Source organism: Streptomyces sp. TRM49041 (genome assembly GCF_008271805.1).
Classification (GTDB): Bacteria; Actinomycetota; Actinomycetes; order Streptomycetales; family Streptomycetaceae; genus Streptomyces.
On sequence record NZ_VSRY01000100.1, the window covers coordinates 37,243 to 61,359 of the forward strand.

Genomic DNA, 24,117 nt, shown 5'->3' on the forward strand with positions numbered 1-24,117 from the left:
GCATGGGCGTGGCCGTCAGCTCTCCAGGTAGGCGATGGTCCCGGTACGCCGGGCGTCGTCTGTCGCCTTGAGCCGGGCGAAGCTGTACGGCGACATGATCCCCTTCCACTCCTCCAGAGTGTGCACCCTCAGCTCGGTGTGCTCGTTCGGGTCGAGGACGATGGCGTTGATCTGCTCGTCGGTGAGCCGGCCGCCGTCGAAGATGACGCCGAACTTGTTGAGTGGCCAGTTCGCTCCCTGGCTGATGAAGTGGAACGTGAGGAGCTTCTTCTCGCCGTCGAAGGCGATGCCGGTCTCCTCGCTGCACTCGCGTACCGCGCACTCCCACGGGGTCTCGCCCGGGTCCATGTTCCCGCCGGGCCACTGCCAGGTCTCCGCGCTGAGGGCAGAGCGGAGCTGGATGGGGCGGCCCGCGGTGTCGGTGAAGTAGAAGCCCGCGTACGAGGTCGCGTTGGCGATCGTCTTGACGTACTGCTCTGGCGGGAGCCAGGTTGAGCTCATGCGGGACCTTTCACTGCGAGGCGTCGTTGAAACGGTTCTGTCCGGCCTGCGAACTCGATATCTCTCGCTGTGCGGAAGAGCTCGGCGGAGTCCATCCCCGGCGGGAAGCGATCGACCACGCGGTGGTGTACGTGCTGCCGGTACACGACTTCGGCGAGCTTGCGGAAGACGTCCATGTCGAGTTGTTGCTGCGAGGCGAAGCACCTCAGAGCCCTTGCTTTGATGTTGAGGAGTTCCCGGGTGCCCACGAAGATCTTGGTGGGCTCGAACCCGATGCTGTAGGGGGAGCGGAAGTAGATCAGATTGTTGGCCGCGCGCAGGGCGACCGTCGTGACCTCCTGCGCGGTGACGCGGTGATCGAGGTGCTGGTCGTCGGGGAAGTGCGTGTAGACGACGTCCGGGCGGGTCTCGTCGAAGAGCTTGAAGAGGTCGCTGTTGATCTCGCCACGATTCTCGACGAACCGGGTGTCGGGGATGTTCGAGAAGCTGTAGTGCTTCACACCCAGGATCGCGCCGGCGGCCAGGCACTCGTCCCTGCGCTCCGCAGTGCCGTCCGGTCCGGGGGCACCGGTGGTGAGGCAGTGCACCCAGACTCGTGCTCCTTGCCTCGCGTACTCGTAGATGCGCATCCCCATGGCTATCTCGGCGTCGTCGGGATGTGCCACAACGATGAGGACAGTCGTCATCGGGCCCCTGCTATTCGTGCGTCAGGCGGCTGAGGACGAGGTGACCGCGTTCGACGAGCACCGGGTTCTGCTTGGAGAGGCCGGTGGCGAGGTAGGAGACGCCGAGCCTCGCGGTGAGGAGGCGAAGCGCCCTCTCCTCGCTGTCCGACAACGCGCGGCCGTAGCCGGTGAAGTATGCGGCCTTGAGGTCCGGGCGGGGCGCCCATACCGCTCCGCACAGCCATACGAACTCTTCGACGGCGACGCCGTGGGCGGACATCTCGAAGTCGATCACGCCGTAGCCGTGGTGGGGGTCCCACAGCCAGTTGCGGGTGGCGTAATCGCCGTGCCGGTACACGACGGGCAGGTTCTCGGCGAGCTGCGGCAGCTCGTGGGCAACGCACTGAATCAGAGCGCGCTGCTTGTCATCGAGGTGTCCGGCGGTGGTCTCCAGGCAGGCGGCGGCTTCGCTCGCCTGGTCGGCCATGGAGGCGCGGATGATGTCGCGGTCCTGCTTCGAGGCGGGAGTGGAGGAGTCGTGCCAGCGCCTGAGCAGGATTCCCGCCCGTTCGTGCACCCGCAGCTCCTCCTCCCTGCCGAGGGACAGCCCGCGTACGACGCGGCCCGGCTGGAGCGAGGTCATGATCGCCTGCATGCCGGGATCTGCGGCGAGGAGGCGGGGCGCCTCGTGCGGGGCGAGGGCACGCGCCGCGTACGCGTAGCCGGCGACCTCGCGCTCGTAGTCCTTCGGGCTCGGGCTGAGCTTCACGAAGACCTCGGCCTCGGCCGTGGGCACCCGCCAGACTCGGGAGTCTCCGCGGTCCCAGGAGACGTCCTCGGCCGTGTCCGTGTCCCAGTCCGGCAGGTTCTCGGCGATCCATTGGCGCAAGTCGGGCGGGATGGGGGTGTGCTGCGTCATATGATGGTTTCTCCGAATTGCGTGCAAGCAGCGGGAGCCCGTAGGCGTGAAGGGTACTGGCGCCTCGGGGCATACGGGTCAGAAGTGGTCAGCGAGCCACGGTTCACGGTCGGTGGTTGCGGCCAGGAGCTGGCCGACGGTGCGCGGAGGCGCGGCTACTCCGGCCAGGGTGGCGGCGGCCGTGCTGCGGTAGCCGCCGGCGTACCAGACGGCGAACTGGCCTCTGGTCAGTGTGATCTGTCCCGCGCAGGTAGTGGGTTCCAGATCGCCCTTCCCGTCGGTGACCCGGAGCGTGTAGCCCTCGGTGGCCTCGCCACCCTCGGTGACGATTTCGATCGGGAGGGTGAGGTTGACTTCCTCGGGCCAACCGCGCAGTCGCACCGCTTGACGCAGATCCAGGATGCGGAGCATCCACGGGTGCCAGGACCGCGCGGTCAGGGAGCCGGGGTGGTTCAGGCGGTGCAGCAGCAGTGGTGCGGGCGGCAGGCCGGTCCGCTGGAAGGCGACGGTGGGAATGCGGCTGTTGTGCCGGCCGAGGAAGGCGAACATGGCGGCGGCCGTGTCCTGGTCCACCGCCCAGAAGTCGTGCACGACGACCTGACGTCCCTCGATGGGGTGAGGCTCGTTGGCCACGGAAAGGACGCCGGTGGGCTCCTGCCCCGGCCGGTTGAACTGATAGGTGGCGAGGCCGGGGTGCTTGCCCTGCTGCCAGTCCACCCACCACTCCGGTCGCCGCCACGTCCCGTTCCACCAGGCGGCCAGGTCGTTCTGGAGCAGGCGGACCTTCGCGTTTGTGCCATGGGTGATCTCGAATCCGGTCTCGGTGAAGCGTTGTTTCAGTTCGTCGGTGGGGACGGTCCACGAGTACACCTGGGTGGGGGCCTCCCAGCCGAGGCGACGGGCGTAGCCGCTGGATGCGGTCCAGAGCGTGGAGATCACGGCTCCCTGGTCGCGCAGCGGGCGCAGGCGTTCGGAGATCATGCGGATGGAGAGGTGAGCTCCGCGTTCCTCCGGGGCGACGCATCCGGCGCCGAGGAGCGCGGACGGCACTGGGGCCCCGCCGAAGAACTGCGGCAGGAGGAGGCCGAGACCGCCGGCTACGACGTGACCGTCCCGGACCGCGACGCGGATGTCCGCGTGGGGGCGCAGGAGGGTGATGTCGTCCACGGGGTGGCCGTAGCTCCGGGTCGCGAGGCGGTCGTACTGCTGCCAGTGGTCGTCGTCGGCGACCTTGGTGAACAGGGTCGGATTGAGCATGTGACGTCCGCTTCTAGTAGTTGGTGCGGTCTCGGACCGTGGCGCTGTCGAGTGGGACGAGGAAGCTCCTGCTGAACGTCATGACGACTTCGTCGTCCTGGTTGCGGCCGGTCGTGCGGCAGGTGACGATCCCTGTCTCGGGCCGGCTCCTGGATATCCGGCGGCCGGTGACCTCGGTCTCCGCATAGAGGGTGTCGCCGACGAAGACCGGGTGGGTGAAGCGGATCTCCTCGAAGCCGAGGTTCGCCAGGGTGAGGCCGCTGGTGCTGCGTACGGTCATTCCGCCGACGATGTGGAGGGTGATGCTGCTGCACACCAGGGGGCGGCCCCACTCGGTGAGGCTGCTGTAGTGGGTGTCGGTGTGGAGGGGAGCGTCGTTCCCGCCGAGCGTCGTCATCAGAACGTTGTCGGCCTCGGTGAGGGTGCGTCCGGGGCGGTGCTCGATGACCAGCCCCACGGTCAGCTCGTCGAACCCGAGGCCGACGACTTCGCGGTAGCGGCCTTCGGCGATCCGCCGGTACCCCTGGGGGCCGCCGCGGCTCATGCGTGCACCTGGTGTGGCGTGTCGGCACGGGTGAGGAGTGAGCGGGCGGCGGCGACCATGGGGGGACCGATCATCTGGTGGCCGACACGGACGATACGTCCGCCGGCGGTCTCGGCGGCCTCGACGATGGCGCGGGCGGCGGCGATCTCCTCGTCCGTCGGACGGAATACCTCAGTCACCGTGGAGAGCTGCCGGGGGTGCACGCAGCTCTTCCCTGCGAAGCCGAGGGACTTGACCTGTTCGGCTTCACGACGCAGCCCGTCAAGGTCGTCCAGGCCGAAGAACGGGGAGTCGATGGCCGGGATGCCTGCGGCGGCGGCGCTGGTGACGAGCGCGGACCGAGCGTGCAGCATCGGCTCCCACTCCATGGCGCTTCCGGTGGCCGTCGCGTAGTCGGCCGTCCCGAACAGGACCCCGGCGATGCGATCGGCCCGCACGATCGACGGCAGCGCCTCCACGGCGCGCGGGGTCTCGATCAGTGCGTACAGCAAGGGGGTGTAGTCGGGGGTGTCGAGGACACCGGCGACGATCTCGAAGTCGCGCGGCGATTCCACCTTGGGGATCGAGACGATCTGCGGCTTCACAGGGAAGGTCGCGATGGCGGCGAGGTCGTGAACGCCGTCGAGGGCGGCGGGAGAGCTGATCCTGACACCGAGCGTGCAGTCGGTCACGGCGGAGGCGGCGAAGAAGCTGCGGGCGGCGGCACGGGCGGACGGCTTGACCACAGAGGGAACGGAGTCCTCCAGATCCACGAGTGCGACGTCCGCGCCGCACTGGTACGCGGTCGGGAAGCGCTCGGGCGCGTGGCCGGGGGTGATGAACCAGACCCCGGCCGGGGCCGTCATGGCGGTCACCGGTCCGCTCCCCGCGACGCGAGGCTGCGGGCGGCCTCCGGGATCACGTCTTCCTGCCCGGCGATCACCTGACGGCGGCCGAGTTCCTGGAACAGGTCCCAGGGGTGGACGCCTTCGCGTGCTGCGGCCTCCAGGACGGGCTTCTTGAACCCGGAGAAGACGCCGGCGAGCCCGGACGCAAGGCTGGTGGAGTCGATCGACGGCGGCGCGGGCATGAGGGTCTGTCCGGCGAGGTCGGCGGCGTCGGCCAGGCGTCGGACGTCGATCCCGGTGGCGTGGCCGTAGCGTTCCAGCACGGGCACGAGGACTTCCAGTTGGGTGTTGCCCGCGCCCGCGCCGAACCCCCGGGCGCACGCGTCGATGACGCGGGCACCGGCCTTGGCGGCGGCGACGGAGTTGGCCACGGCCATGCCGAGGTTGTTGTGCCCGTGGAAGATCACGGGCACCTCCACGGCGGAGGCGATGGAGCCGATGCGGGCGGTGACGTCCTCGGGCAGGTAGAAACCGGCGCTGTCCATGATGCCGACAGCCTGAGCCCCGGAACCGACCAGGAGCGCGCACTGCTCGGCGAGCTGCCCGGGGTCGGCCATGTGGCTCATCATGAGCACGGCCTGTGCTTCGGCGCCGATTTCTCGGATCACTCCGAGATGGCGTTCGGCGGCGGTGGCCTCGGTGCAGTGCACCGCGATACGGGCCACGTCCGCGCCGTGGCGTACGACGGCGTTGCGGACGTCGGCGGAGGTTCCCCAGGCGGGCGCCATCAGGACGGCCATCTTGCTGTGCGTGAGGGCCTCGCGGGCGGTGGACAGCATTTCGTCGTCGCTGATCTTGCTGTGCCCCACCTGGAACGAGGACGCGCCGAGTCCGTTGCCGTGGCCGATCTCGACGACGGGGACGCGGGCCGCGTTGGCGGCGGTGGCGTAGGCACGGATCTGGTCGCGGCCGAGCTGGTGGCGCACGGCGTGCTGGCCGTCGCGCAGGGTCGGATCGTGGACGATCAGGTGGCCCTGAGGGGTGGAGGTCATCGTGCGTTCTCCTTCACTGCCGAGGTCCGGGTCAGGGCGTGCTGTTCGGCGGCGTGGATGGCGGCGGCGCTGATCACTTCGAGATTCCCCGCGTGCACCGGCATGTTGGTGCGGGTGGCGGTGACCTCCACGGCCACGCGGATCGTGTCGTCGGCGACGGTGCACGAGGCCACGTGGAAGCCGGGGACGAAGGACCGCATGGTCTCGGCCGCGGAATCCACGATCTTGCGGACCGGCTCCGCCTCGGCGCCCGGGGCCAGGAGCGTCATCGCGCTGCGAAACCGTGGCGGCGGCGAGACGGGGCTGATGTTCAGCATGGTCTTGGCGGTGTCCGCCTGGGTGAACTGCTGGATCGCGGACTGGGTCGTCTCGACGTACTCGTCGAGGTTGAGGCGGCTGGCCCGGCCGACGCTCTTGGTGGCGGCCGTGGCCACCATCTCCACGTGGAGGGTCGCGTAGCGCTGGGCGATGGCGTGGAGGATGGGGATCGAGGTCTGGCCGCCGCACGAGGCGAGGCTGATGTGCTGGTGCGCGGCGGCCTGGTCGCCGTTGACGGCCGGAACGATCAGCGCCCCGGTGTTGGCGGGGGTCAGGTTGATGACCGTCGCTCCGGTGCCGGCGAGCCGGGCCGAGTGCTCGGGGTGTGCGAAGGCGTTGGTGACGTCGAAGACGATGTCGAACGTCTCCTCCGAGTCGGTAAGGGTGGCGATGCTGCCCGCCGCGGTGGCGCAGCCCATGTCGGCGGCCTTGCTCAGGCCGGTGCTGTCGGAGGTGCGGCCGACGACGAGACCGCAGTGCAGGTGCGGGGAGTTCTGGATGCGCTCGACCAGGTCGAGGGCGAGAAGACCGGTACCGAGGACGGCCGTGTTCAGCACGTGTACTCCACTCTTCATGGAAGCGGGCAGGACTCAGACGGCGTGCATACGGATGGCGGGGAGCCGGGTCGACGTGGCCCGGATGTCCATGTCGGCGGTGAGCGGGATGCTGGCGTGCACGGAACCGGCCAGGACGATGTCGCCCGCGCGCAGCGTGGTCTTGAGGGCAGGGAGGCGGTATGTCAGCCACATCAGCGCCTTGAACGGGTCACCGAGGATGTCGCGTCCTTCACCGGTCGCCACGGTCTTGCCGTTGACGCTCACCGTGATCCGCTCTGCGGAGACATCCCCGACGTCGTTGATGGGGACCGGGGTGCCGGTGATCACACGGGCGCACGCGGCGTTGTCGGCGATGCTGTCCACCAGCGTGATGTTCCAGTCGGTAAAGCAGGTGTCGAGGACTTCGAACGCGAGGAACACGTTCGCCACGGCGGCGCGGACAGTGCTCAGGTCCGCGGGGGCGTCCAGGTCGCGGCCGATACGGAAGGCGATCTCCGTCTCGATCCGGGGTGCCATGAAGTCCGCCACGCTCAATCGGCTTCCGCTGGGCGAGATCATGTCGTCGAGGACGAATCCGGAGTCGGGCTCGTGGATGCTCATCTGCTGCTGCATGGCGAGTGAGGTCAGCCCGATCTTGTGGCCGACTACTCGGCCGCCCGCCAGGACCCGGTGCCCCACGTTGAGCTGCTGAATGCGGTACGCGTCTTCGAGAGTCAGACCCGGGAAGCGGCCGGCCAGCGGCAGTACGGGAGTACGGCTGCGGGTCGCATCCGCCAGCTCCCCGGCCAGGGCGGCGAGGGGCGGTCGCTTCTCGCCGTGGGACACGTGGGAGTTCAGCAGCAGCTTGGCCATCCGTGCTTCTCCTTCGCTGACTGTGGCGGAAGACTGCGGCTGGGGGCGTTTCAGAAACTGGGCGTGCCGGCGATGGCCAGCGCGACTACGGCGAACGTGGCGACGACGACGAACGCGAGGACGGCGAGGTGCTGGCGCCAGCCGGGCCGGGGGCGTAACCGGGTAACAGGAGCTGGATGTTGTCCGCGGCCGTCGTCCACTCGATTCCGCCCTTGGGACGGATGTGAGCGATCCGTACGGTGCCGTTGCTGTGGAGCTCGTGCGTCACGGCGACGAGGACGCCCTCACCACGCGAGGCGATGTCTCGGACGATTCGGTTCAGGAGCGGGTGCTGCTCGTACCCGTCCGGATCGACGGGGTTCACGTCCCCGCCTCCGGCCGGCTCTCGGCGCGGCGCATGAACTTCTCCCAGCTGTCGGCCGCCCGCAGACGCAGGTCCCGGATCGGCGCACCCGGCTGGGGTTCCATCGGCGTGTACGTCCGGCCGCTCGCGCCGGGGGCCCTACGGGGCAGTTCGGAGGCGGTCACGCGGTCGCTCCTCTCGTGTGGGCAGCAGCGGGCCGCGGTTCGGGACGCAACGCGGCCCGCTGCCTCGGGGGCCGCCCGGAGTCCTCAATCTCCGAGCGGCTGCGTCAACAGGCTGAACCCTTCCGGGTGCTGTCGGTTTCCGCGTCTTGAACGTACGGTCGCTGTGAGCGCGGTAGGACTGACTGGCAGTACGGGTTGGGGGCAACGCGCACTCGGGGAGCAGGACATGGCGGCGAGACCGCCCGCACGGGGACGTGCGGCAAGAGGATCGGTTGCGGGGTTCGTGCTGCGGTTGGCGCGGGAAAGCATCCCCCGCACGCAGGCGGCGATGGCGGAGGCCCTGGACGTGGACCTGGGCACCTTGCAGGGCTGGGAGTCGGGGCGCCGCCCACTGGCCAACATGAAGGCGGGCGCGCTGCTCAGTCTGCGGCGCCGGCTGGGGCTGCTCGGCGCGGATCCGCGAGTGGTGGGCTTACTCGACCCGGCAATGGACGCGGACCAGATCATCGGGGCCGCGCTCGACGCACCGGAGGAGCTGGACCTGCACCCGCTGGCGTCGTGGGTGCACACGAGGGACACCGCGCACATGCTGGCGTGGGCCTTGACGGGGCTGGCACCCCCAGCTCTCGCAGGCCGGGTTCCGGCACCCAGGCGGGGGCCTTCGGCTCTTGCTCCCCAGCTCGGCACGGGAGAGCGGGCGCAGTTCTTCGAGCACCTGCGGGAGACCGCCGAAGCCGCGCGACGCCCGGCAGGCGGGGCTCTGCTGCACCGCCAGGCGCTCTATCTAGCCTCATACGACCGGGGACCCGCGGCGGCGTCCTGGACGGCGCAAGCCCTGCACGCACGGCGCGGGGTGCTGGCCCGACGGGGGTGGTCGGAGCACTGGGCGGAGGCGCGTTCGACGGCGACCGCGTTGGCCCGGCTGGGGGATCCCCAACCGCTTCTGGACTTCATCGAGCGTTCCCTGGCCGACGACGACACCGCCGAGGCCGCGAACCTGAACTACTGGGCCTACTGGCTCGGCGGCGTACGACTGCCACAGTCCGACGACCGGTTCATGCGGGACCGTGAACTGACCGCCTGGGACCCGGTCACGCTGCTGCGGGGCCTGGTGGGTGGGTTCCACTACGCCCCCGGGTATGTCGACCTGTACGCCCACACCCTCTGGGCTCTGCTGACCGCGCACCCATGGCTCCCGGCAGCGGCGAAGGGGTTGGCGGCGGAGCTTGAGGAACGTTCTGAGCGGGTGCTGGACGGCGGTGGGATCTCGGAAAGGTCCCGCCGCGAACTCAACGTCGTGCACTACGTTTTGCGTGATCGCACCTGAGAGCGGAGGTCAGCACATGGCGGACGAAACGGCGAAGGGCACGGCCGGCTTCATCTTCGAGATGGGCGTGATGAAGCAGGCCAAGAGGACCGGCTGGTGGTTCACCGGCAACAACAACCCCGAGTCGATCGCCGACCACTCGTTCCGCGTCGGGATCATCGGCGCCGTCCTCGCGATGATGGAAGGCGTGGACCCGGCGAAGGTCGCGCTGATGTGCCTCTTCCACGACACCCAGGAGACCCGGATCGGGGACATCCCTCATATCGGCCGCCGCTACATCAAGGCCGCGTCCAACGAGACCGTCACCGCCGACCAGGTCGCCCGCGCGCACCCGGCGGTGAAGGCTGGAGTTCAGCGCGTGGTCGAGGAATACGAGGCCAACGACAGCCCTGAAGCGATCGTGGCCAAGGACGCGGACAAGCTGGAGTGCTTGGTGCAGGCGATGGAGTACCGGGCGCAGGGAAACATGCTGGTGCAGGACTGGATCGACACGTCGTTGAGCAGCCTCAAGACGGCGTCCGCCCGAGAACTGGCCGAGGCGGCGCTCACGATGTCGCCGCTGGAGTGGCGTCAGACTTTCCTCGGCTGACCGCGAGAAACGACGAAGCCTCCGCTTCGGAGCGATCCGGCTCGGTGGGGGCTTCGTCGAGTTCAGATCATGCGGCGCTGGCTTGGGGGCCTTGACGAGGTGCACAGCGCGAACACCCCAGGCAGCGCAGGGGCTGGTGCCTTTCACCGTCCCTGCAGTGCCGCCCGTGCCCGAGTGGCGTGCATGGCCGCGTTGTCACGGGCGATGTGTGCCCTTTCTTGAACGCTTCTGCCGAACTCTCCCCACCCGAAGAGCAAGGCGAAGAAGGCGGCCATCGTCGCTGTCACCAAGGCTGCCGATGCCATGGCCTGAGTCAAGCCTGCGGACAGATACGCGAGGAGGCGCACACGGGTGTCGACCGCGAGGTCAGCACAGCGACCGGCCCACAGTTCGAAGCCCTGCGCGGCCCGTGCGAGGAACGCCGCGACGCACCCGACGAAGAGCAGGACGAAGAGAAGTCCCGTGGTTGATGGTCAGACCGCCGTGGTTGTCGCCGCCGATGAACACCCCGGTCCCAGTGTTGCTCTGGTTGAAGATGGTGGTTCCCCCGACAGCGAGGGTCTTGAACTCGTTGACAGCCATCGGGTAGGCGTCGAGGTGTGCCCGCAGGAACGGGGTCACGCGGGCCGCGAGCTCCTCCGCCGTAGCGCCCTGGTCGTCGAACACGGCTACGGCATGGTTCTGCTCGGCGACTGTTCCCCGGTGCATAAGCTCGCGCACCTTCGCCTTTGCCCACTCCCACCGACCCAAAGTGGCCTCGGTCGCCAGAGCGACAGCCGTACCGGTGGCAACCGCGCGTGGCTACGGAACGGGACCGTATGCCTGCATCTCAGCTACGTCAAACACTCCGTCAGGACTTTCGCGATACCTATGGCTTGGGCTTTCACAGTCAAACCGGGAAGAAAAGACTGAGGCCCCGTCACCCTGAGTGAGGGTTTCGGGGCCTCGTTCCAGCGCCTTCATGTCTGACACTTCGTCAGTGAATTCGGCTGACCTTGCACGGTCCCTGCACAGGGCGCTGGGAGATGCCGGAAGGTGTCGACAGATATTGGAAGGTGTTTCCGTAGGTCACAGCTCGATTTTGGGCCCCCGGAGACTTGTCCTGTTTGACCCCACTTTGTCCGCCTCCCTAGATGTCCCGGAAGATCTCGATCTGCGCGCCCACGGAGTTGAGGCGCTCCGCGAGGTCCTCGTAGCCGCGGTTGATGACGTAGACATTGCGCAGGACCGAGGTGCCCTCGGCGGCCATCATGGCCAGGAGGACCACCACGGCGGGGCGGAGGGCCGGGGGGCACATCATTTCGGCGGCGCGCCAGCGGGTCGGGCCCTCGACGAGGACGCGGTGCGGGTCGAGGAGCTGGAGGCGGCCGCCGAGGCGGTTGAGGTCTGTGAGGTAGATGGCGCGGTTGTCGTAGACCCAGTCGTGAATGAGGCTCTGGCCCTGGGCGGACGCGGCGATGGCGGCGAAGAACGGGACGTTGTCGATGTTCAGGCCGGGGAACGGCATGGGGTGGATCTTGTCGATGGGCGCCTCCAGTTTGGAGGGGCGCACGGTCAGGTCCACCAGCCGGGTGCGGCCGTTGTCGGCGTAGTACTCGGTGGTGCGGTCGTGGTCGAGGCCCATCTCCTCCAGCACCGCGAGCTCGATCTCCAGGAACTCGATCGGTACGCGACGGATCGTCAGTTCCGACTCGGTGACCACGGCGGCGGCCAGCAGGCTCATCGCCTCGACCGGGTCCTCGGAGGGTGAGTAGTCGACGTCCACGTCGATGTGCGGGACACCGTGGACGGTGAGCGTCGTCGTGCCGATGCCCTCCACGCGTACGCCGAGGGCCTCCAGGAAGAAGCAGAGGTCCTGGACCATGTAGTTGGAGGACGCGTTGCGGATGACGGTGACGCCGTTGTGGCGGGCGGCGGCCAGCAGGGCGTTCTCGGTGACGGTGTCGCCGCGCTCGGTCAGCACGATCGGGCGGCTGGGCGAGACGTCCGGGTCGACCTCGGCGTGGTAGAGGCCCTCGGTCGCGGTGATGTCCAGGCCGAACCGGCGCAGGGCGATCATGTGCGGTTCGATGGTGCGCGTACCGAGGTCGCAGCCGCCGGCGTACGGCAGCTTGAAGGACCGCATGCGGTGCAGCAGCGGCCCGAGGAACATGATGATCGAGCGGGTACGGCGAGCCGCGTCCGCGTCGATGGCCTCCATGTCGAGCTCGGCGGGCGGCGCGATCTCCAGATCGGTGCCGTCGTTGATCCAGCGGGTGCGTACGCCGATGGAGCTGAGGACCTCGAGCAGCCGGTAGACCTCTTCGATGCGGGCGACGCGGCGCAGGACGGTGCGGCCCTTGTTCAGCAGCGAGCCGCACAGCAGGGCCACGCACGCGTTCTTGCTCGTCTTGACGTCGATGGAGCCGGAGAGCCGGCGACCGCCGACCACGCGGAGATGCATGGGCCCGGCGTAACCGAGCGACACGATCTCGCTGTCGAGCGCCTCACCGATGCGGGCGATCATCTCAAGGCTGATGTTCTGGTTCCCGCGTTCGATGCGGTTGACGGCGCTCTGGCTGGTGGCCAGCGCCTCGGCGAGCTGCGTCTGTGTCCAGCCGCGGTGCTGGCGGGCGTCACGGATGAGCCTGCCGATGCGTACGAGGTAGTCGTCTGCCATGTGCCGCAGGCTATCTCAGATATGAGATGCAATTCGCGCTGGGGTGGGCTGTTCGGGTGATGTCCCGTCGGCCGTACGGCAGTTCTGGCCGTTTCCGGCCGACAGGCAGTCAGCTTGCCTTATTTTACCCTGGGTACACCACATCTAGCACATTTCTTACGAAACGGTCGAGATCCCCCAAACCGGAAGCGCTCCGAGTTCTGCGTCCCCTTGTCAGAAGGTGCGGGATGGCGCCGTGCAGTACCAGGGTCACCACGGCCGCGTGCTGACGGGTCACCGGCAGTCCGGCGCCCCGCTGCAACGACTCGAACGCGGCGAAGTCCGAGGCGGCGACGGGGTCCAGGATCTCCGCCAGCCACGATCTGCGCGCGGCCTCCGCTTGGAGTTCCAGGTACGCCAGCAGCCGGGTGTGTCCCGGTCCGTCGGCGATGTCCTCCAGCAGCCCCCGCAGCAGGGCGATCAGCCCCTCGCGGTCCGTCGGGCCGGGCCCCGCGGCCGCGAGCCGTACCGCGACCTCGCGGTACCGCTCCACGCAGCGCTCGGCCACTCCGCGCAGCAGGGCGTCCCGGCTCGGGAAGTAGTTCTTGGTGGTGTCCGACGGCATTCCGGCGGCGGCGTCCACCGCGCGATGCGTCAGCCCGCGCCCGCCCGCCTCCGCCAGGACCTCCATGGCGGCGTCGCGCAGCCGGTCGCGCCGATCGGGATTCACGCACTCTCCCCTCTCCGGAGGTCCCCATGATGACCTTGGCGAGGCTACCCCACCTGTGGTACCACAGGTGTGGTAGAGAGGAAGAGGGGCTCCACATGACAGGCACGGCAGTGGTGGTCGGCGCGGGCGTCGGCGGACTGGCGACGGCGATCGGCCTGCGGCGCGCGGGCTGGCAGGTCTCGGTGCTCGAACGCCGGACGGAGCTGGAGCGGTACGGCACCGCCTTCGGCATCCATCCGGCCGCGCAGTCCGCGCTCGACCATCTGGGTGTCGGGGAGGCGTTCCGCCGTAAGGCCCTGTCGTACCGGGGCGCCCGCGTCCGTACGCCGGACGGGCGCGTCCTGGCGAGCCTCCCGCTGGAGCGCGTCGAACGACGGACCGGCCGCCCCGTGCGCCTCATCTCCCGCCCCCACCTGCTGGACGCACTGCTCGCCGAGGTGGGACGCCTGGGGGACGTGCCGCTGCGCCTCGGCCGCCCCGTCACCGACGTGGCCGAGCTGGAGCGGTCGTACGACCTGGTCGTGGGCGCCGACGGCATCGGCAGCGCCGTACGCACGGCCCGGTTCGGTGCCGGCAGCGGCCCCCGGTCCATCGGTACCGTCGCCTGGATCGGCGTGGCCGGCTTCGAGGTGGACGGCGTGTACGGCGAGACCTGGGGCGACGGCCGCTTCTTCGGGCTGACGCCCATCGAGCCCGGACGCACCAACTGGTACGCAACGGTCCCCGGGCGCCGGGTCGCCGAGACGCCCGACGCCCTCCGTGCCTGCTTCACCGGCTGGCACGACCCGATCCCTCGCCTCCTGGCGGAGACCGATCCGGCGACGTGGATCCGCTACGACATGCGCCACCTCGCCCCGGCCCTGCCGTCCTTCGTCCATGACGGCCGTATCGCCCTCGTCGGCGACGCGGCCCACGCCATGACCCCGAACCTCGGCCAGGGCGCCTGCACCGCCCTCCAGGACGCGGAGGCCCTCGCCCGGGCCGTCGCCGCACGCGGCCCGTCCGCCCTGCCCGCGGCCCTCCGGGCGTACGACGCCGAACGTCGCCGTCCCGCGCAGCGCATCGCACTCGGCTCCCGCACCCTGCACCGCGTGATGAGCACCCGTCACACGCGGATGCGGAACACCTTGGTCGGCCTGTTGCCGTCGTCGTAGGCGGCGCGCCTGAGGTGTCCCGTCTCAGCGAAGTTAGCCGGCGGTGTCGCGTTGACCTGCGAGGGCTGGATTGGGTGAGACGGCTGCCAGCAGCCCCCGAGCGTCTGAAGGCGAACCACATCCCCTTCAGCGACGTCCCTGGCTACTCCCAGGCGCTCCGCCGCGTCCAGGGCCTCGGTGCCCGCCAGAAGGAACGCCTCCTCGAACTCTTCCTGCCGCGAGCGAACCTGACCAGCGGCGCCGCCGCCCGCTACAACGGCAGAGGACCCCGGTGATGCCGGGGTCCTCTTACTTCAAGATCAACTGCTGGTGTCAGCGAGGGTTGATCTCGACCTTGACGTGAAGGCACGTACCGGCGGTGATGAGCGGGCCGCCGACGAAGGGGAAGCCAGTGAAGCAAAGGGCGACCCCGGAACCAACGCAGAGAACGGAGAACCCGAACTGGCACCAGGCGAGTGCTCCCTCGGGGCGCCTCCTGCTCACGGAGACGAGGGGCTGGCGCTCTGTCGGATCTACTGGGGTACCGTCGGTGGTAGTCAGGAGGAATACCTCTTTCCTGTGCGTACAGGTACCAGGGCAGTTCTGCTTGCCGGCTCTCTGCCCTGGTCCTGTGGGACCTCAACGGCTGGGGTTCCAGCTCGTGAGATCCATGGTGCGGCGGACTTGACAGGGCCTGAGGTACACTGGTCGACGGATTGATCCGCATGGCGTCGAGTCGACAGTTAAAGTCGAAGATGACATTGAAACTGGATAGCGAAGCCATACGGATCAAACGGTAGCGGTGAAACCGTCAGACTTTTTGAGGACAGCTGTGGCGCAGGAGCGGGATGGCAAGGTCGAGATCCGCAAGGACCAGCTACAGGCTTTGATGGGGGGCGAGCTCCCCGATGCGATCAAGAAGGCCCGCGAGATCCACGCGCGAGGCAAGAAGCCGCAGGTTGTGCGCGTGCGGCGGTCCTTCGTGAGGCTGGAGAAGTTCGGCGGGACGGTCGAGACCGAGAGGAAGCCGCTGCCTCGGGCCGAGCGCCCGCTCTCCGCACAGATGATCACGCCGAAAGGGCTCACCCTGAAGCTGTACCTCCTGATGCTGTTCGCGGCGCAGTGCGAGGCGGCGGTCGGCAAGGAGTGGCCTCAGCCGTACCCGATCGAGCCGGACGCCCAGAAGACCGATTCCTGGGAAGGCTTGGTGGCGACCGTCGCCAAGTACGCCGGGCCCGGCGTACAGGCGTCCTCGGTCCGCACGAACAAGGTCAGGCAGATCGCCCAAGCGATGAAGGCACTTGAGGAGATGGGGCTGCTCAAGTCGGCAACCGGGATTAAGGGGCAGGTCCGCCGTGGCGTTCTGCTCCTGTGCGAGAACGGAAAGAGCAAGGACACCGGCGCCGCGAGCATCCCGTACACCGTGCCGGCCGATGACGAGAGCTTCCTTGAGATCCCCATCGGGTTCTTTACCAACGGCTGGGTCCACGTGCTCACCAATAGCGAGATCGCGGCCCTGCTGATGTGGTTCGACGTCATGAAGTTTGACGCCATGCACGTGACTCCCGAGGGCAGAGCCCCAATGACCGTCGGGTACGTGCTGAGCAACGTGCGCCACGGCTTCTACGGCCTCGGCCGCGACACCTACGAGACGCACAAGCCACTCGAAGCCTTCCAGCTCCTCGACGTACACCGGCCCTCCAAGCGGTACGACAGCGGGAAGTGGAAGGACTTCGAGGAGGACAGCAGCGGCATGGTCTGTCACCGCGTGGTGCTCCGGGACGGCGCATTCGACAGAGAGGCGGGCCCGGTCGTCGAGGAAGTACTCAAGAGGCGCGACGCCACCAACGAGTGGCGTCGGTCCTTCGGCGGATTTCTGCAGCCCCAGAGGTGGTGACCCGGGCCCGGGCCAGGAACCACCGACAAGACCACCACCCGGCTCCGCAACGAGACCGGCGGGACATGGAGCCGATGCGCCCCTGGGGATCACGCACGATCACCAGCAGGCTGGACTCCACGAGGAACTGGCGATAGCTGAATACGAGAGCTCACCAGTAGCCGACTGGAGCTATCCGAGGAGCAGAGACACGATCGAGGCGAGCGAACCCACGATTCCGAACCGGGTGGCGAACGGTTCGATGCGGAGCCTCCACATGGAGCTGCGCAGTTCCGGTGTGTCCTCTTCGGACGCTGCCTGGGCCTGGAGTTCGTCTATGAGCGCGTTCCCTCCGGGATACTCGCCCAGATCCTGCCGGAGCCGGTTGAGAATCGAGATCAGGTCGGCGTCTTCCAGGCCGGTGTTCTGCCGGTTGTGGCTTCCAGCAATGGCTCTGCCGCCCCGGGACGCTGCGGAGGCGGGGCCGCTGCCGAAACTTACGGCAGCGCCCGCCCCGATGTCACCGACGCTGATGTTGGCCTGGGGGGCCTGCGGGTGGTGCTGACTGTGGTCGGTCACGTTCCCTCGCACCGTCTGGGCGTTGCTTCCTCTGGCGGCCAGGCTGCTGTCGTGCACCGGCCCATACACGACATTACTGTCGACGATGATGGTGCCGTTTGAGACGGGCCGCTGCTGACGGGTAGTCAGGAAAAACCACAGAGTCTGCTTGGAGTGCACGAAGTCGATGCCGTCGGCGGTCAGCGTAATGCGTTGGGGCCGGGGGGCGCGGTCGGCCATAAGAAGGCCCTTGGCTTCCAGATAGGCGACGGCGGCGTCTACTTCGTGCCATGTGACCTCGGTGCCGCAGAACCACCACTCCTTGGCCGCGGCGAACTTCTGCAGGTCCGCCGAGCCCCCCGACGGGGAGTTGTTATACGCCCAGTGAGGCAGCACGTTGTTCAGATGTGCCTCGCGTTCGGCTCGTGGCTCCGAGTGGGCCCGCAACTCACGGGCCTTGGCCACGCCGGCCCAGGTCAAGCGGATGAGGGGAGAACGGCCGTTGGCCTGGTTGACCGCACGCCTCGCCCAACCACGCACTACGAGATGGGAGACCACGGCCTGCTCGTCGGCCGCGTCCAACCTGGCGGCTCCCACGATCCTTCCTGCATGGAGGATCTGTTCCGGGTCGTCGCCCATGGCGTCGAAAGCGCTCTGCAGGAACCGGTCGGCGTACACCTCGATTGTCACCCATCCATCGTACGGCGCGAGAACACCACGCCTCCGGGGATCACGCACGGTCACCAGCAGGCTGGACTCCTCGGGGAACTGGCGACAGTTGAATACGCGAGCCCACCAGTACCAAGGCCGCCGTCGCAGCGCAGGGCTCAGGACGCTCCCATAGCGCCCGGGGGTCTGGGTTCAATCGGCCTGCTGGGCGTCCCTCAGCAGCTTCTCGTACAGGGCCTCGGAGGCTTCGATGCTGGCACCGAGGGCTTCCATGCCGGGGGTGACGACTGCGACGGCGACGCGGTCGTTGAGAATGTAGAAGGTGTCGATGTCGTCGGCGAGTTCTGCGATCAGGCGCCCCCGAGGTCCGTCGGCCATCATCTCGGGGGCCTTGTCATACCAGAAGCTGTGGGCGAGGTAGTTGCGGCGCTTGACCGCGTTGGTGAGGTCGGCGGGCAGCTCGGGGTCGCTGCCGCACAGCGGAGTCACCTTGGCGACGAGATTCTGAAAGCTGGAGCTGGCCGCCTTGTTCCACGGGTCAGTACCCAGCACGCGCTTCTCCTGCCGAGCGAGGCCGATTCGGTGGTGCGCGAGCGCGTTGATCAGCCCGCGTTCCACAGTGGCGGCGGTGAACATGGCCAGACCGTAGGCCGCGTAGACAGTCGGATCCTCGTTGGGGAGATGACGTATGGGGTTCTCGTAGTCCGTCGCCATGCCTCTCATAGTGGACGCTCGGCCACCCTCGGTCACTCCCATTTTCGCAACGCCCCACGCGGATCTTCCGGGCCAGCCCTCTGGGGTCAGGGCGGTCGTCTTCGCGCACTGGCGGCTGTGGCCGGCGCGCTGGCGCAGGGATCCGCGGTGGTTGCTCCGTTGCCCCCCGCCGTACACGCACAGTCATCGGTGGGTGGTCATGGTCGTAGCCGTCGGCTGCGTGCAGTGCGGCGAGCAAGTCCACGTCCAGCCCAACCTTGACAATGTCCAAAATGGACGCTACGATGGCTTCATTGTCCAACTCAGGCGCGGATGGGGTGTCGATGATCACTTACGCCTTCTGGAACAATAAGGGCGGCACTGGCAAGACGAGTCTATGTTTCCAGACCTTGTCGCATTACGCTCACAAGAATCCCGATAAACGTATCCTCGTGCTGGATGTTTGCCCGCAGGCGAACCTCTCCGAGCTGCTGTATGGGGGGCTCGCCTTTCGAGGTAGCGAAGTGCTGCTTGCGCGACAGGGGGAGCCGGTGCGTCGCACGATCGGCGGCTACTTCGAGTTGCGCCTGTCTTCCCCCTTTGCCCCACCGACCATCGTGGCGGCTGACTATATCTCGAAGCCCAGTCAGTACAACCAGGCGATTCCAGAGAATATTGACCTCATTGCCGGTGACCCGTTGCTGGAGATGCAGGCAACTGCGATGTCAGCGCTGGCAAACACGTCGATCCCGACCACGAACTCGTGGCTGCGAATCATCGACTGGATTCGTGACCTCCTCGAAACGGTCTCAGATGACTACGACACCGTGTTCATCGACACGAACCCCTCGTTCTCGATGTACACGCAGGTGGCGCTTTCATCTTCCGACAGACTTATCTTGCCGGTGATGGCGGATGACTCATCGCGTCGTGCAATTCAGAATGCCTTCTCTCTGGTGTACGGTCTCAAGCTCCCGTCGGACATCTATACTCAGTACGCCTTCGCGACTCGGCTTCGCGAGGCGGGGCGGGATCTTCCGCAAGTGCATGTGATTGCTAAGAACCGGCTCACTCAGTACATGGGGGCCGCTTCCGCGTACGCTGCGGTGCTGCACTCCATTGACCGGGACGTCGTCGCGCTCATGGCGTCTACCCCCGAGATGTTCACCTTCGACAATATCGAGGACGGCGTCGTGGAGATCCGCGACTTCCAGACCGCAGGCGTGGTCGCTCAGGCGCGTGGATGCCCGCTCTACGCGCAGAGGCCCGGCAAACTGGACATCATGGGGCATCGTGTTCAGGTGAAAGCAGACTACCTGGAGAACTGCGTTGTCGACGCCAGAAAGCTTGTGGCCGCACTCTAAGCCTGGTGAGTGATGCGGGGCCCTGGTGCTATCTGCCAGGGCCCCCTTTGCAGCCTGGACGGATTCTCGGGTGCAAACCGCTTTCGTCCCGCGAATATGCGACACCTCAACATGTGGGCATGCCTCAAGCCTGTCTGAGGCGCTGCTGCCATGACCGGGTACGCCGGAGGTGATAGGCGAGTGCGCCGTAGGAGATCGAGTATTCGTGGTTGTCCAGGAGTTCGGCCCACATCTGTCTCGTGTTGAGGCCGGCGGCGATCATGCCTTCGAGGAGGTCGGAGATTTCGCTGCTGATCGGGTCGGCGCCTCGACGCGTCCCTGGCAGGAGCGGCTGAGCCGTGTCCAGCGCCCGGTGGACGACCCATCTCTGCACGCCATGGCGCTGTGTGAGCAGCCGCATCGGCACACCCCTGTAGGCGTCACGGGCTATGCGGTATCGGAGGTCGCGGCGGCCATGGAAAGGGAACCTCCTCGCATAGCGTGCTGTTGGTTTGAAGCGTCCCCGACGTGAGCTGGCATCGGCAAGAGCGCGGTCCAGGGAATCGGGGCTCCGGCCAGAAACCGCAGCGAGACGATCGAGAATCGGCTTCCCGAACCAGTAGGGCGGTCCGCAGAGGTATTCGTGCAGGTAGCTGGGCTTCAGATGGTTGGCACGGGCCATACGTCGAATGTAAGAGTCCGTGGTTTCCCCAAAGCGGGGCGAAACCTGGACGGGGAGTGGGCGCGGATGGTCGATGGTCCCTGTCAGCACGGGGATGCCTTTGCGTGAAGTGGCGCGGAGGCTTCTGCGGCGTGATCCAGGGGGATCGAGTCGATCCCCGCTTTTGTGACGCGTTCCGTGCCGTTGAGGATCGCGTCGATGGCAGCACCCCGGATCGCGTGGGAGAGCGCGCCGATCATCCCTCCAGTGCGTCTGTGGAGGTGCCGGTCCAGTTTGACCAGGCTGCCCTGTGGATGGTCGTGCAGGAGTAAGGTTTTCTCCAGCGTTGCGACCAATCCTTTCCATTCGTCGCCGTAGGGAAAGGGGCGGGTAGGGACGAGGGTGAAACGACCCGCGATCTGGGCGCCCCGTGTGCCGGCAAGCAGCTCGCTGGTTTCCAGGCTGATGCCCGCGTAGACGAATGTTGCAGGGATACGTTCAGAGAAGTACTTGAGGGTGTCGGAGACTTCGGCGCCCGCCCGGGTGACCTGCGAGATGTTGTGGACCTCGTCAACGAGCACGAGGCCGGTGCGGGTATCGGTGCATACGCCGACCACGGCCTCGATGATGTCCGTCATATTCGATCGGTGCCGCACCGGCAGGCCCAGGAAGCGACCAAACTCCGCGGCAACCATGCGAGCAGTCGCGGCGGGCGGGACCGTGATGTAGAGCACGGGAATGCGGTCCGAGACATTCGGGTGACGAGCCCGGTCGAGAAGCTCATGAGAACGTCCGAGCTGGGAGATAGCGCTCGTCTTTCCTGTGCCGGGTGGCCCGGAGACCATCAGTCCGCGGCGGGCACTGATCGCGTGGCGGTTGAGAAGGACCAGCCGACGGCCGCAGATCACCGTTCTCTCGACAAAAGACGTGGCGACCGTGAGCATGCGGGCGTGATGGTCGAGCCGGTCCTCGTCGTAGAGAATTCGGTCAGCCAGGGACAGTCGCTTTAGATCATCAGGGGCAAGCAACACTGGGGCTGCAGGAGGGCCATCGACGAACCTGCGCCATCCGTCCAAGGTGGTCAATTGTCGGTTGGCATCGGCATCGGCATCCTGCAACGTGGGGTGCTGGGCCGCTTCGGAGCGAGTCACGGGCGCCTCCAAGGGTTGGCGAGCGGGTCGAAGAGGCCCAGCGGGATGACTTCGGCGAGATGGATGTCCGTCCCGTCGTCGTGTGTGGGCTCGGTGGATGGCGTGTCGGGAACCGATCGGTCCCCGGCGGTCACCCGGGTGCGGGCGGCGGCCCGGCGGGCACGTCTGGAACGCGTGGCCGGGGGGTCCTCCTTGGCGCCGGGGCCGTCGTGGGCTCGCCGCAGCAGAGCACTGACGGCATCGGCGATCTGTTCCTCGGTGCCTCCGGAGACTTGCTCACAGGCCCGGTCCCAGGCCAGCTCGCCGAACGGTACGCCGACGCGGTGTAGCTGCTTCCAGAAGACGGTGATCCAACGTTCGCCTTGGCGGTCGCGTACCCAGATCCGGGAGACGTCGTAGGGGTCGTGGTGGATCTCCCACAGGCCCTTCTTCGCCGCCACTCCGGAGTGCTGGCGGCGAAAAGGATTCAACTCCGCGCTGTCGTAGATGCGGTGCTTGATGCGGATGCCATAGGCGTTGATCGCCTGCCAGCGCTCGGGCAGCAGCTCGACGTAGTCATCGGCGCCGAGCGGAACCGGAACGTAGCCGCAGGACTCAAGTAGAGTCGCGTACTTCTCGTTCGGAGAGAACGCCCGCGCCGGTGAATCCGGGTCGCGCAATGCGTCATGGGGCCTGGTCTGCCAGCAGGCGATGACCCACTCGTCGAGAAGGCTCTGAAGTTCGGGCAGCGACCACAGCGGCCCGTCTTCTAGTTTCCGGCCGCGCCGGTCCGTGGTCGAGCCGGTGTAACCGGCGACGAACTGGGCGAACAGCGTCGCCACCGAGCCAAGCGTCTTCTCGATCGTGCCCTTGTCGGTCGGCGTCGCCTTGTGGGCCGGTTGCAGGTTGATACCCAGATAGCGGCAGGACGCCCGGAAGTTGTGCGAGACGAACACCTTGCCGTGGTCGCAGACGATGGTCTCCGGAACAATCACCGGTCGGGCGGCCGCGTGCTCCAGGCGCTCGTCGATACTCAGCAGCCGCCGGTACGGCAGCACCGAGTGGGACATCCGCAGGGCCTCTGGCCAGCCCGGACGCATCGTCTCCGGTGTGACGCTTCGGGCCAGAACCGCGGAGGCATCCGCGGCCTTTGTGGTGGGCCGCAGCACCGCCGCGGTGATCGACCTCGTGGCGATGTCAACCATGGCCGTCAGCTCGACCTTCTCCGCAATCCCGTCATCCAACCGCACCAGCACATCCAGCGGCGTGGAGTCAATCTGCATCAGCTCGCCCGGGGCACTGGCCGGCAGCTCACCGAACGGTCCCGGCGGTCGCGCGTTAACCGAGCGGCGCGTGCGGGCCGACCCGGTGACGTGGGTGCCTGCGGCCAGCTTCTCGAACAGCCGGTAGAGCGTGGCCCGTGACGGCAGCTCAACTGCAGCAGTTTCCTCCCGGTCGGCGAGGATCTGCTTGGTCCGCCAGATGATGAACCCGATGGTTCTTGTCGATGCGTCGGCAGTCTCGATGATTGCCTGCCGCATCGCTTCCACCACTGCCCCGTCGACCTGCCCGAAGGTCGGCATCTGCTTAGCCGACCGGCCGTCCGCCAGCCCGACCAGCCCGTCCCGCTGGTAGCGTTGGCGCCGCTGCTTGATCCCACTGGTCGACACCTTGTGGCCGGCTGCCGTCAGCTCGACCGCCTTGGCCCGCTCCCGCTGGGCCAGCGAGTGCACTCTCGGGTCGAACTCCGGCCGCGGCTTCGCCCCTTTCGGAGCGTCCGGCGGCAGACCGTTCAGGACCTCCAGGATGTGCCTCTCCCACCAGCGGGCCTGGTCGGCGGCCGCTTTGGGGAACTCCGCAATTCGGGCCGTCGGTGGCACCCGCTTCTTCCCGGTCACCGGGCCCTCGCATCCGCCAGGCTCACGATCGTGCGGGGTCCCAGCAGCTGGGCCGCCATGTCCTCAGGGGTCAGCTCCTGGCGCCAGAGCAGGTGGAACAGCACGGGCAGCGTCGCCAGGCGTTCCCCGGCCGCATCCGCCCCGGCCATCAGCGGCCCCGGCGTCGCGAAGACCTCCCGGAGCCGAGCCGCGGCCAGGCCGTTCAGGCATCGGGGATGTCGGTATCGCGACAGCCACCGGGCATTTGCCAGCAGCACCTCGTCCGGCGTCCCCAGCCGCTCGAACCTCCACCCGGTTTGGGTGCAGGCCAGGCGCGTCACCTCGAACGCTTCGGCGTCCTTCGGCTCGATCCGCTCATCCACACGGACATCGATGACCACCGCCGAGCCGTCTCCACGGCGCACGAAGTAGTCCGGGGCGTGCCGACGCTCCCGTTCGCCGTCATGCCAGTGCAGCCAGAACGGCTGAGAAGCGATCCCCACCACCTTGGGATCGAAGTCCATCAGCAGGAGGCGGTCCCGTTCCAGCCACGACTCGAAGCCGACGTGCTGCCCATTCGTGGCCGCCCAGTACCAGCCAGCGAAGTGACGCTCACCACGTGACCACCGAAACGGCCGCACCGGAGCGACATCCTCGAAGCGGGCTGTCACGCAGTCCAGGATCGGCCGCCGCTGACGCTCGCGTACGGCATCCACGTACGACAGCTCGACGTACGGCCCTGCAAGATCCACCCCAGCCGGTACAGCCATCCAGCACCCCCAGTGCGATCACGCTCACGACTAGGTTCACTGAGACAGCAGCCCGAACGACTGAGTTCGCTGAGTAAACGCCTCGATTGGATGACAGCGGACA

The 24,117-nt window shown here is 67.5% G+C and carries 26 protein-coding genes; 6 read left to right on the plus strand and 20 right to left on the minus strand.

The window, feature by feature from the left end:
- Nucleotides 1–15: 15 nt before the first annotated feature.
- The 11 genes from FVS66_RS10160 to FVS66_RS34910 form a co-directional block, all read right to left on the minus strand.
- Nucleotides 16–501 (minus strand): NUDIX hydrolase, encoded by a 486-nt coding sequence (locus FVS66_RS10160; RefSeq protein WP_149180698.1) that lies wholly within the window; start codon nucleotides 499–501, stop codon nucleotides 16–18.
- Nucleotides 498–1,187, minus strand: a complete 690-nt coding sequence (locus tag FVS66_RS10165; protein ID WP_149180699.1) for a PIG-L family deacetylase — start codon at nucleotides 1,185–1,187, stop codon at nucleotides 498–500. Before FVS66_RS10165 ends, FVS66_RS10160 begins: the two co-directional genes overlap by 4 nt.
- A gap of 10 nt (nucleotides 1,188–1,197) precedes the next feature.
- Nucleotides 1,198–2,085: an aminoglycoside phosphotransferase family protein gene (locus tag FVS66_RS10170; RefSeq protein ID WP_149180700.1), complete on the minus strand. Its 888-nt coding sequence runs from the start codon at nucleotides 2,083–2,085 to the stop codon at nucleotides 1,198–1,200.
- Between the two features lie 78 nt (nucleotides 2,086–2,163).
- Complete coding sequence (gene eis, locus FVS66_RS10175) at nucleotides 2,164–3,342, minus strand: GNAT family N-acetyltransferase (protein ID WP_149180701.1); 1,179 nt, start codon at nucleotides 3,340–3,342, stop codon at nucleotides 2,164–2,166.
- A gap of 13 nt (nucleotides 3,343–3,355) precedes the next feature.
- Nucleotides 3,356–3,886: a MaoC family dehydratase gene (locus FVS66_RS10180; RefSeq protein WP_149180702.1), complete on the minus strand. Its 531-nt coding sequence runs from the start codon at nucleotides 3,884–3,886 to the stop codon at nucleotides 3,356–3,358.
- Nucleotides 3,883–4,731: a CoA ester lyase gene (locus FVS66_RS10185; protein WP_262386911.1), complete on the minus strand. Its 849-nt coding sequence runs from the start codon at nucleotides 4,729–4,731 to the stop codon at nucleotides 3,883–3,885. Before FVS66_RS10185 ends, FVS66_RS10180 begins: the two co-directional genes overlap by 4 nt.
- A gap of 5 nt (nucleotides 4,732–4,736) precedes the next feature.
- Nucleotides 4,737–5,765, minus strand: a complete 1,029-nt coding sequence (dmpG, locus tag FVS66_RS10190) for a 4-hydroxy-2-oxovalerate aldolase (protein WP_149180704.1) — start codon at nucleotides 5,763–5,765, stop codon at nucleotides 4,737–4,739.
- On the minus strand, nucleotides 5,762–6,640 hold the full coding sequence (locus FVS66_RS10195) for an acetylating acetaldehyde dehydrogenase (RefSeq protein WP_149180705.1): 879 nt from the start codon (nucleotides 6,638–6,640) through the stop codon (nucleotides 5,762–5,764). The genes dmpG and FVS66_RS10195 overlap by 4 nt, the downstream gene beginning before the upstream one ends.
- A 33-nt stretch (nucleotides 6,641–6,673) precedes the next feature.
- Nucleotides 6,674–7,492, minus strand: a complete 819-nt coding sequence (locus FVS66_RS10200; RefSeq protein WP_149180706.1) for a 2-keto-4-pentenoate hydratase — start codon at nucleotides 7,490–7,492, stop codon at nucleotides 6,674–6,676.
- An 85-nt stretch (nucleotides 7,493–7,577) separates the two neighbouring features.
- A complete protein-coding gene (locus FVS66_RS10205) occupies nucleotides 7,578–7,856 on the minus strand; it encodes a hypothetical protein (RefSeq protein WP_262386909.1) in 279 nt (92 codons plus the stop codon).
- A complete protein-coding gene (locus FVS66_RS34910; protein WP_187645461.1) occupies nucleotides 7,853–8,020 on the minus strand; it encodes a hypothetical protein in 168 nt (55 codons plus the stop codon). The genes FVS66_RS10205 and FVS66_RS34910 overlap by 4 nt, the downstream gene beginning before the upstream one ends.
- A gap of 328 nt (nucleotides 8,021–8,348) precedes the next feature.
- Here FVS66_RS34910 and FVS66_RS10210 point away from each other — a divergent pair, with 328 nt between their 5' ends.
- Both FVS66_RS10210 and FVS66_RS10215 read left to right on the plus strand, forming a co-directional pair.
- Entirely contained in the window at nucleotides 8,349–9,347 is a 999-nt protein-coding gene (locus tag FVS66_RS10210; RefSeq protein ID WP_262386910.1) for an XRE family transcriptional regulator, read from the plus strand.
- A gap of 16 nt (nucleotides 9,348–9,363) precedes the next feature.
- Nucleotides 9,364–9,936 carry an HD domain-containing protein gene (locus FVS66_RS10215; RefSeq protein WP_149180708.1) on the plus strand — a complete coding sequence of 191 codons (573 nt, stop codon included), beginning with the start codon at nucleotides 9,364–9,366 and terminating at the stop codon, nucleotides 9,934–9,936.
- 366 nt (nucleotides 9,937–10,302) lie between these two features.
- Here FVS66_RS10215 and FVS66_RS10220 read toward each other — a convergent pair whose 3' ends face one another.
- The 3 genes from FVS66_RS10220 to FVS66_RS10230 all read right to left on the minus strand — a co-directional run bounded on the left by FVS66_RS10220 (nucleotide 10,303) and on the right by FVS66_RS10230 (nucleotide 13,304).
- Nucleotides 10,303–10,602 (minus strand): hypothetical protein, encoded by a 300-nt coding sequence (locus FVS66_RS10220; RefSeq protein WP_149180709.1) that lies wholly within the window; start codon nucleotides 10,600–10,602, stop codon nucleotides 10,303–10,305.
- A gap of 463 nt (nucleotides 10,603–11,065) precedes the next feature.
- Nucleotides 11,066–12,595, minus strand: coding sequence for a UDP-N-acetylglucosamine 1-carboxyvinyltransferase (locus FVS66_RS10225; protein WP_149180710.1), 1,530 nt, complete (start codon nucleotides 12,593–12,595; stop codon nucleotides 11,066–11,068).
- Nucleotides 12,596–12,719: 124 nt separating this feature from the next.
- The gene (locus FVS66_RS10230; protein ID WP_149180711.1) at nucleotides 12,720–13,304 is read right to left on the minus strand and encodes a TetR family transcriptional regulator; all 585 of its coding nucleotides are present in this window, start codon (nucleotides 13,302–13,304) and stop codon (nucleotides 12,720–12,722) included.
- 95 nt (nucleotides 13,305–13,399) lie between these two features.
- Here FVS66_RS10230 and FVS66_RS10235 point away from each other — a divergent pair, with 95 nt between their 5' ends.
- The 3 genes from FVS66_RS10235 to FVS66_RS10245 all read left to right on the plus strand — a co-directional run bounded on the left by FVS66_RS10235 (nucleotide 13,400) and on the right by FVS66_RS10245 (nucleotide 16,334).
- A complete protein-coding gene (locus FVS66_RS10235) occupies nucleotides 13,400–14,458 on the plus strand; it encodes an FAD-dependent monooxygenase (protein WP_149180712.1) in 1,059 nt (352 codons plus the stop codon).
- Nucleotides 14,459–14,532: 74 nt separating this feature from the next.
- Nucleotides 14,533–14,733, plus strand: coding sequence for a hypothetical protein (locus tag FVS66_RS10240; protein ID WP_149180189.1), 201 nt, complete (start codon nucleotides 14,533–14,535; stop codon nucleotides 14,731–14,733).
- 536 nt (nucleotides 14,734–15,269) lie between these two features.
- Nucleotides 15,270–16,334, plus strand: a complete 1,065-nt coding sequence (locus FVS66_RS10245; protein ID WP_149180188.1) for a hypothetical protein — start codon at nucleotides 15,270–15,272, stop codon at nucleotides 16,332–16,334.
- 171 nt (nucleotides 16,335–16,505) lie between these two features.
- On the opposite strand, the gene FVS66_RS10250 is transcribed toward FVS66_RS10245, so the two are convergent.
- Nucleotides 16,506–17,561: a hypothetical protein gene (locus FVS66_RS10250; RefSeq protein ID WP_149180187.1), complete on the minus strand. Its 1,056-nt coding sequence runs from the start codon at nucleotides 17,559–17,561 to the stop codon at nucleotides 16,506–16,508.
- 171 nt (nucleotides 17,562–17,732) lie between these two features.
- Nucleotides 17,733–18,254: a hypothetical protein gene (locus FVS66_RS10255; RefSeq protein WP_149180186.1), complete on the minus strand. Its 522-nt coding sequence runs from the start codon at nucleotides 18,252–18,254 to the stop codon at nucleotides 17,733–17,735.
- Nucleotides 18,255–18,526: 272 nt separating this feature from the next.
- Here FVS66_RS10255 and FVS66_RS10260 point away from each other — a divergent pair, with 272 nt between their 5' ends.
- Complete coding sequence (locus FVS66_RS10260) at nucleotides 18,527–19,597, plus strand: ParA family protein (protein WP_222946907.1); 1,071 nt, start codon at nucleotides 18,527–18,529, stop codon at nucleotides 19,595–19,597.
- Nucleotides 19,598–19,721: 124 nt separating this feature from the next.
- Here FVS66_RS10260 and FVS66_RS10265 read toward each other — a convergent pair whose 3' ends face one another.
- The 4 genes from FVS66_RS10265 to FVS66_RS10280 all read right to left on the minus strand — a co-directional run bounded on the left by FVS66_RS10265 (nucleotide 19,722) and on the right by FVS66_RS10280 (nucleotide 24,014).
- Complete coding sequence (locus FVS66_RS10265; protein ID WP_149180185.1) at nucleotides 19,722–20,258, minus strand: hypothetical protein; 537 nt, start codon at nucleotides 20,256–20,258, stop codon at nucleotides 19,722–19,724.
- An 83-nt stretch (nucleotides 20,259–20,341) separates the two neighbouring features.
- Nucleotides 20,342–21,388, minus strand: coding sequence for an ATP-binding protein (locus FVS66_RS10270; RefSeq protein ID WP_187645424.1), 1,047 nt, complete (start codon nucleotides 21,386–21,388; stop codon nucleotides 20,342–20,344).
- Nucleotides 21,385–23,265, minus strand: a complete 1,881-nt coding sequence (locus FVS66_RS10275) for a Mu transposase C-terminal domain-containing protein (protein ID WP_149180184.1) — start codon at nucleotides 23,263–23,265, stop codon at nucleotides 21,385–21,387. The genes FVS66_RS10270 and FVS66_RS10275 overlap by 4 nt, the downstream gene beginning before the upstream one ends.
- Nucleotides 23,262–24,014 (minus strand): TnsA-like heteromeric transposase endonuclease subunit, encoded by a 753-nt coding sequence (locus tag FVS66_RS10280; protein ID WP_149180183.1) that lies wholly within the window; start codon nucleotides 24,012–24,014, stop codon nucleotides 23,262–23,264. The genes FVS66_RS10275 and FVS66_RS10280 overlap by 4 nt, the downstream gene beginning before the upstream one ends.
- Nucleotides 24,015–24,117 lie beyond the last annotated feature (103 nt).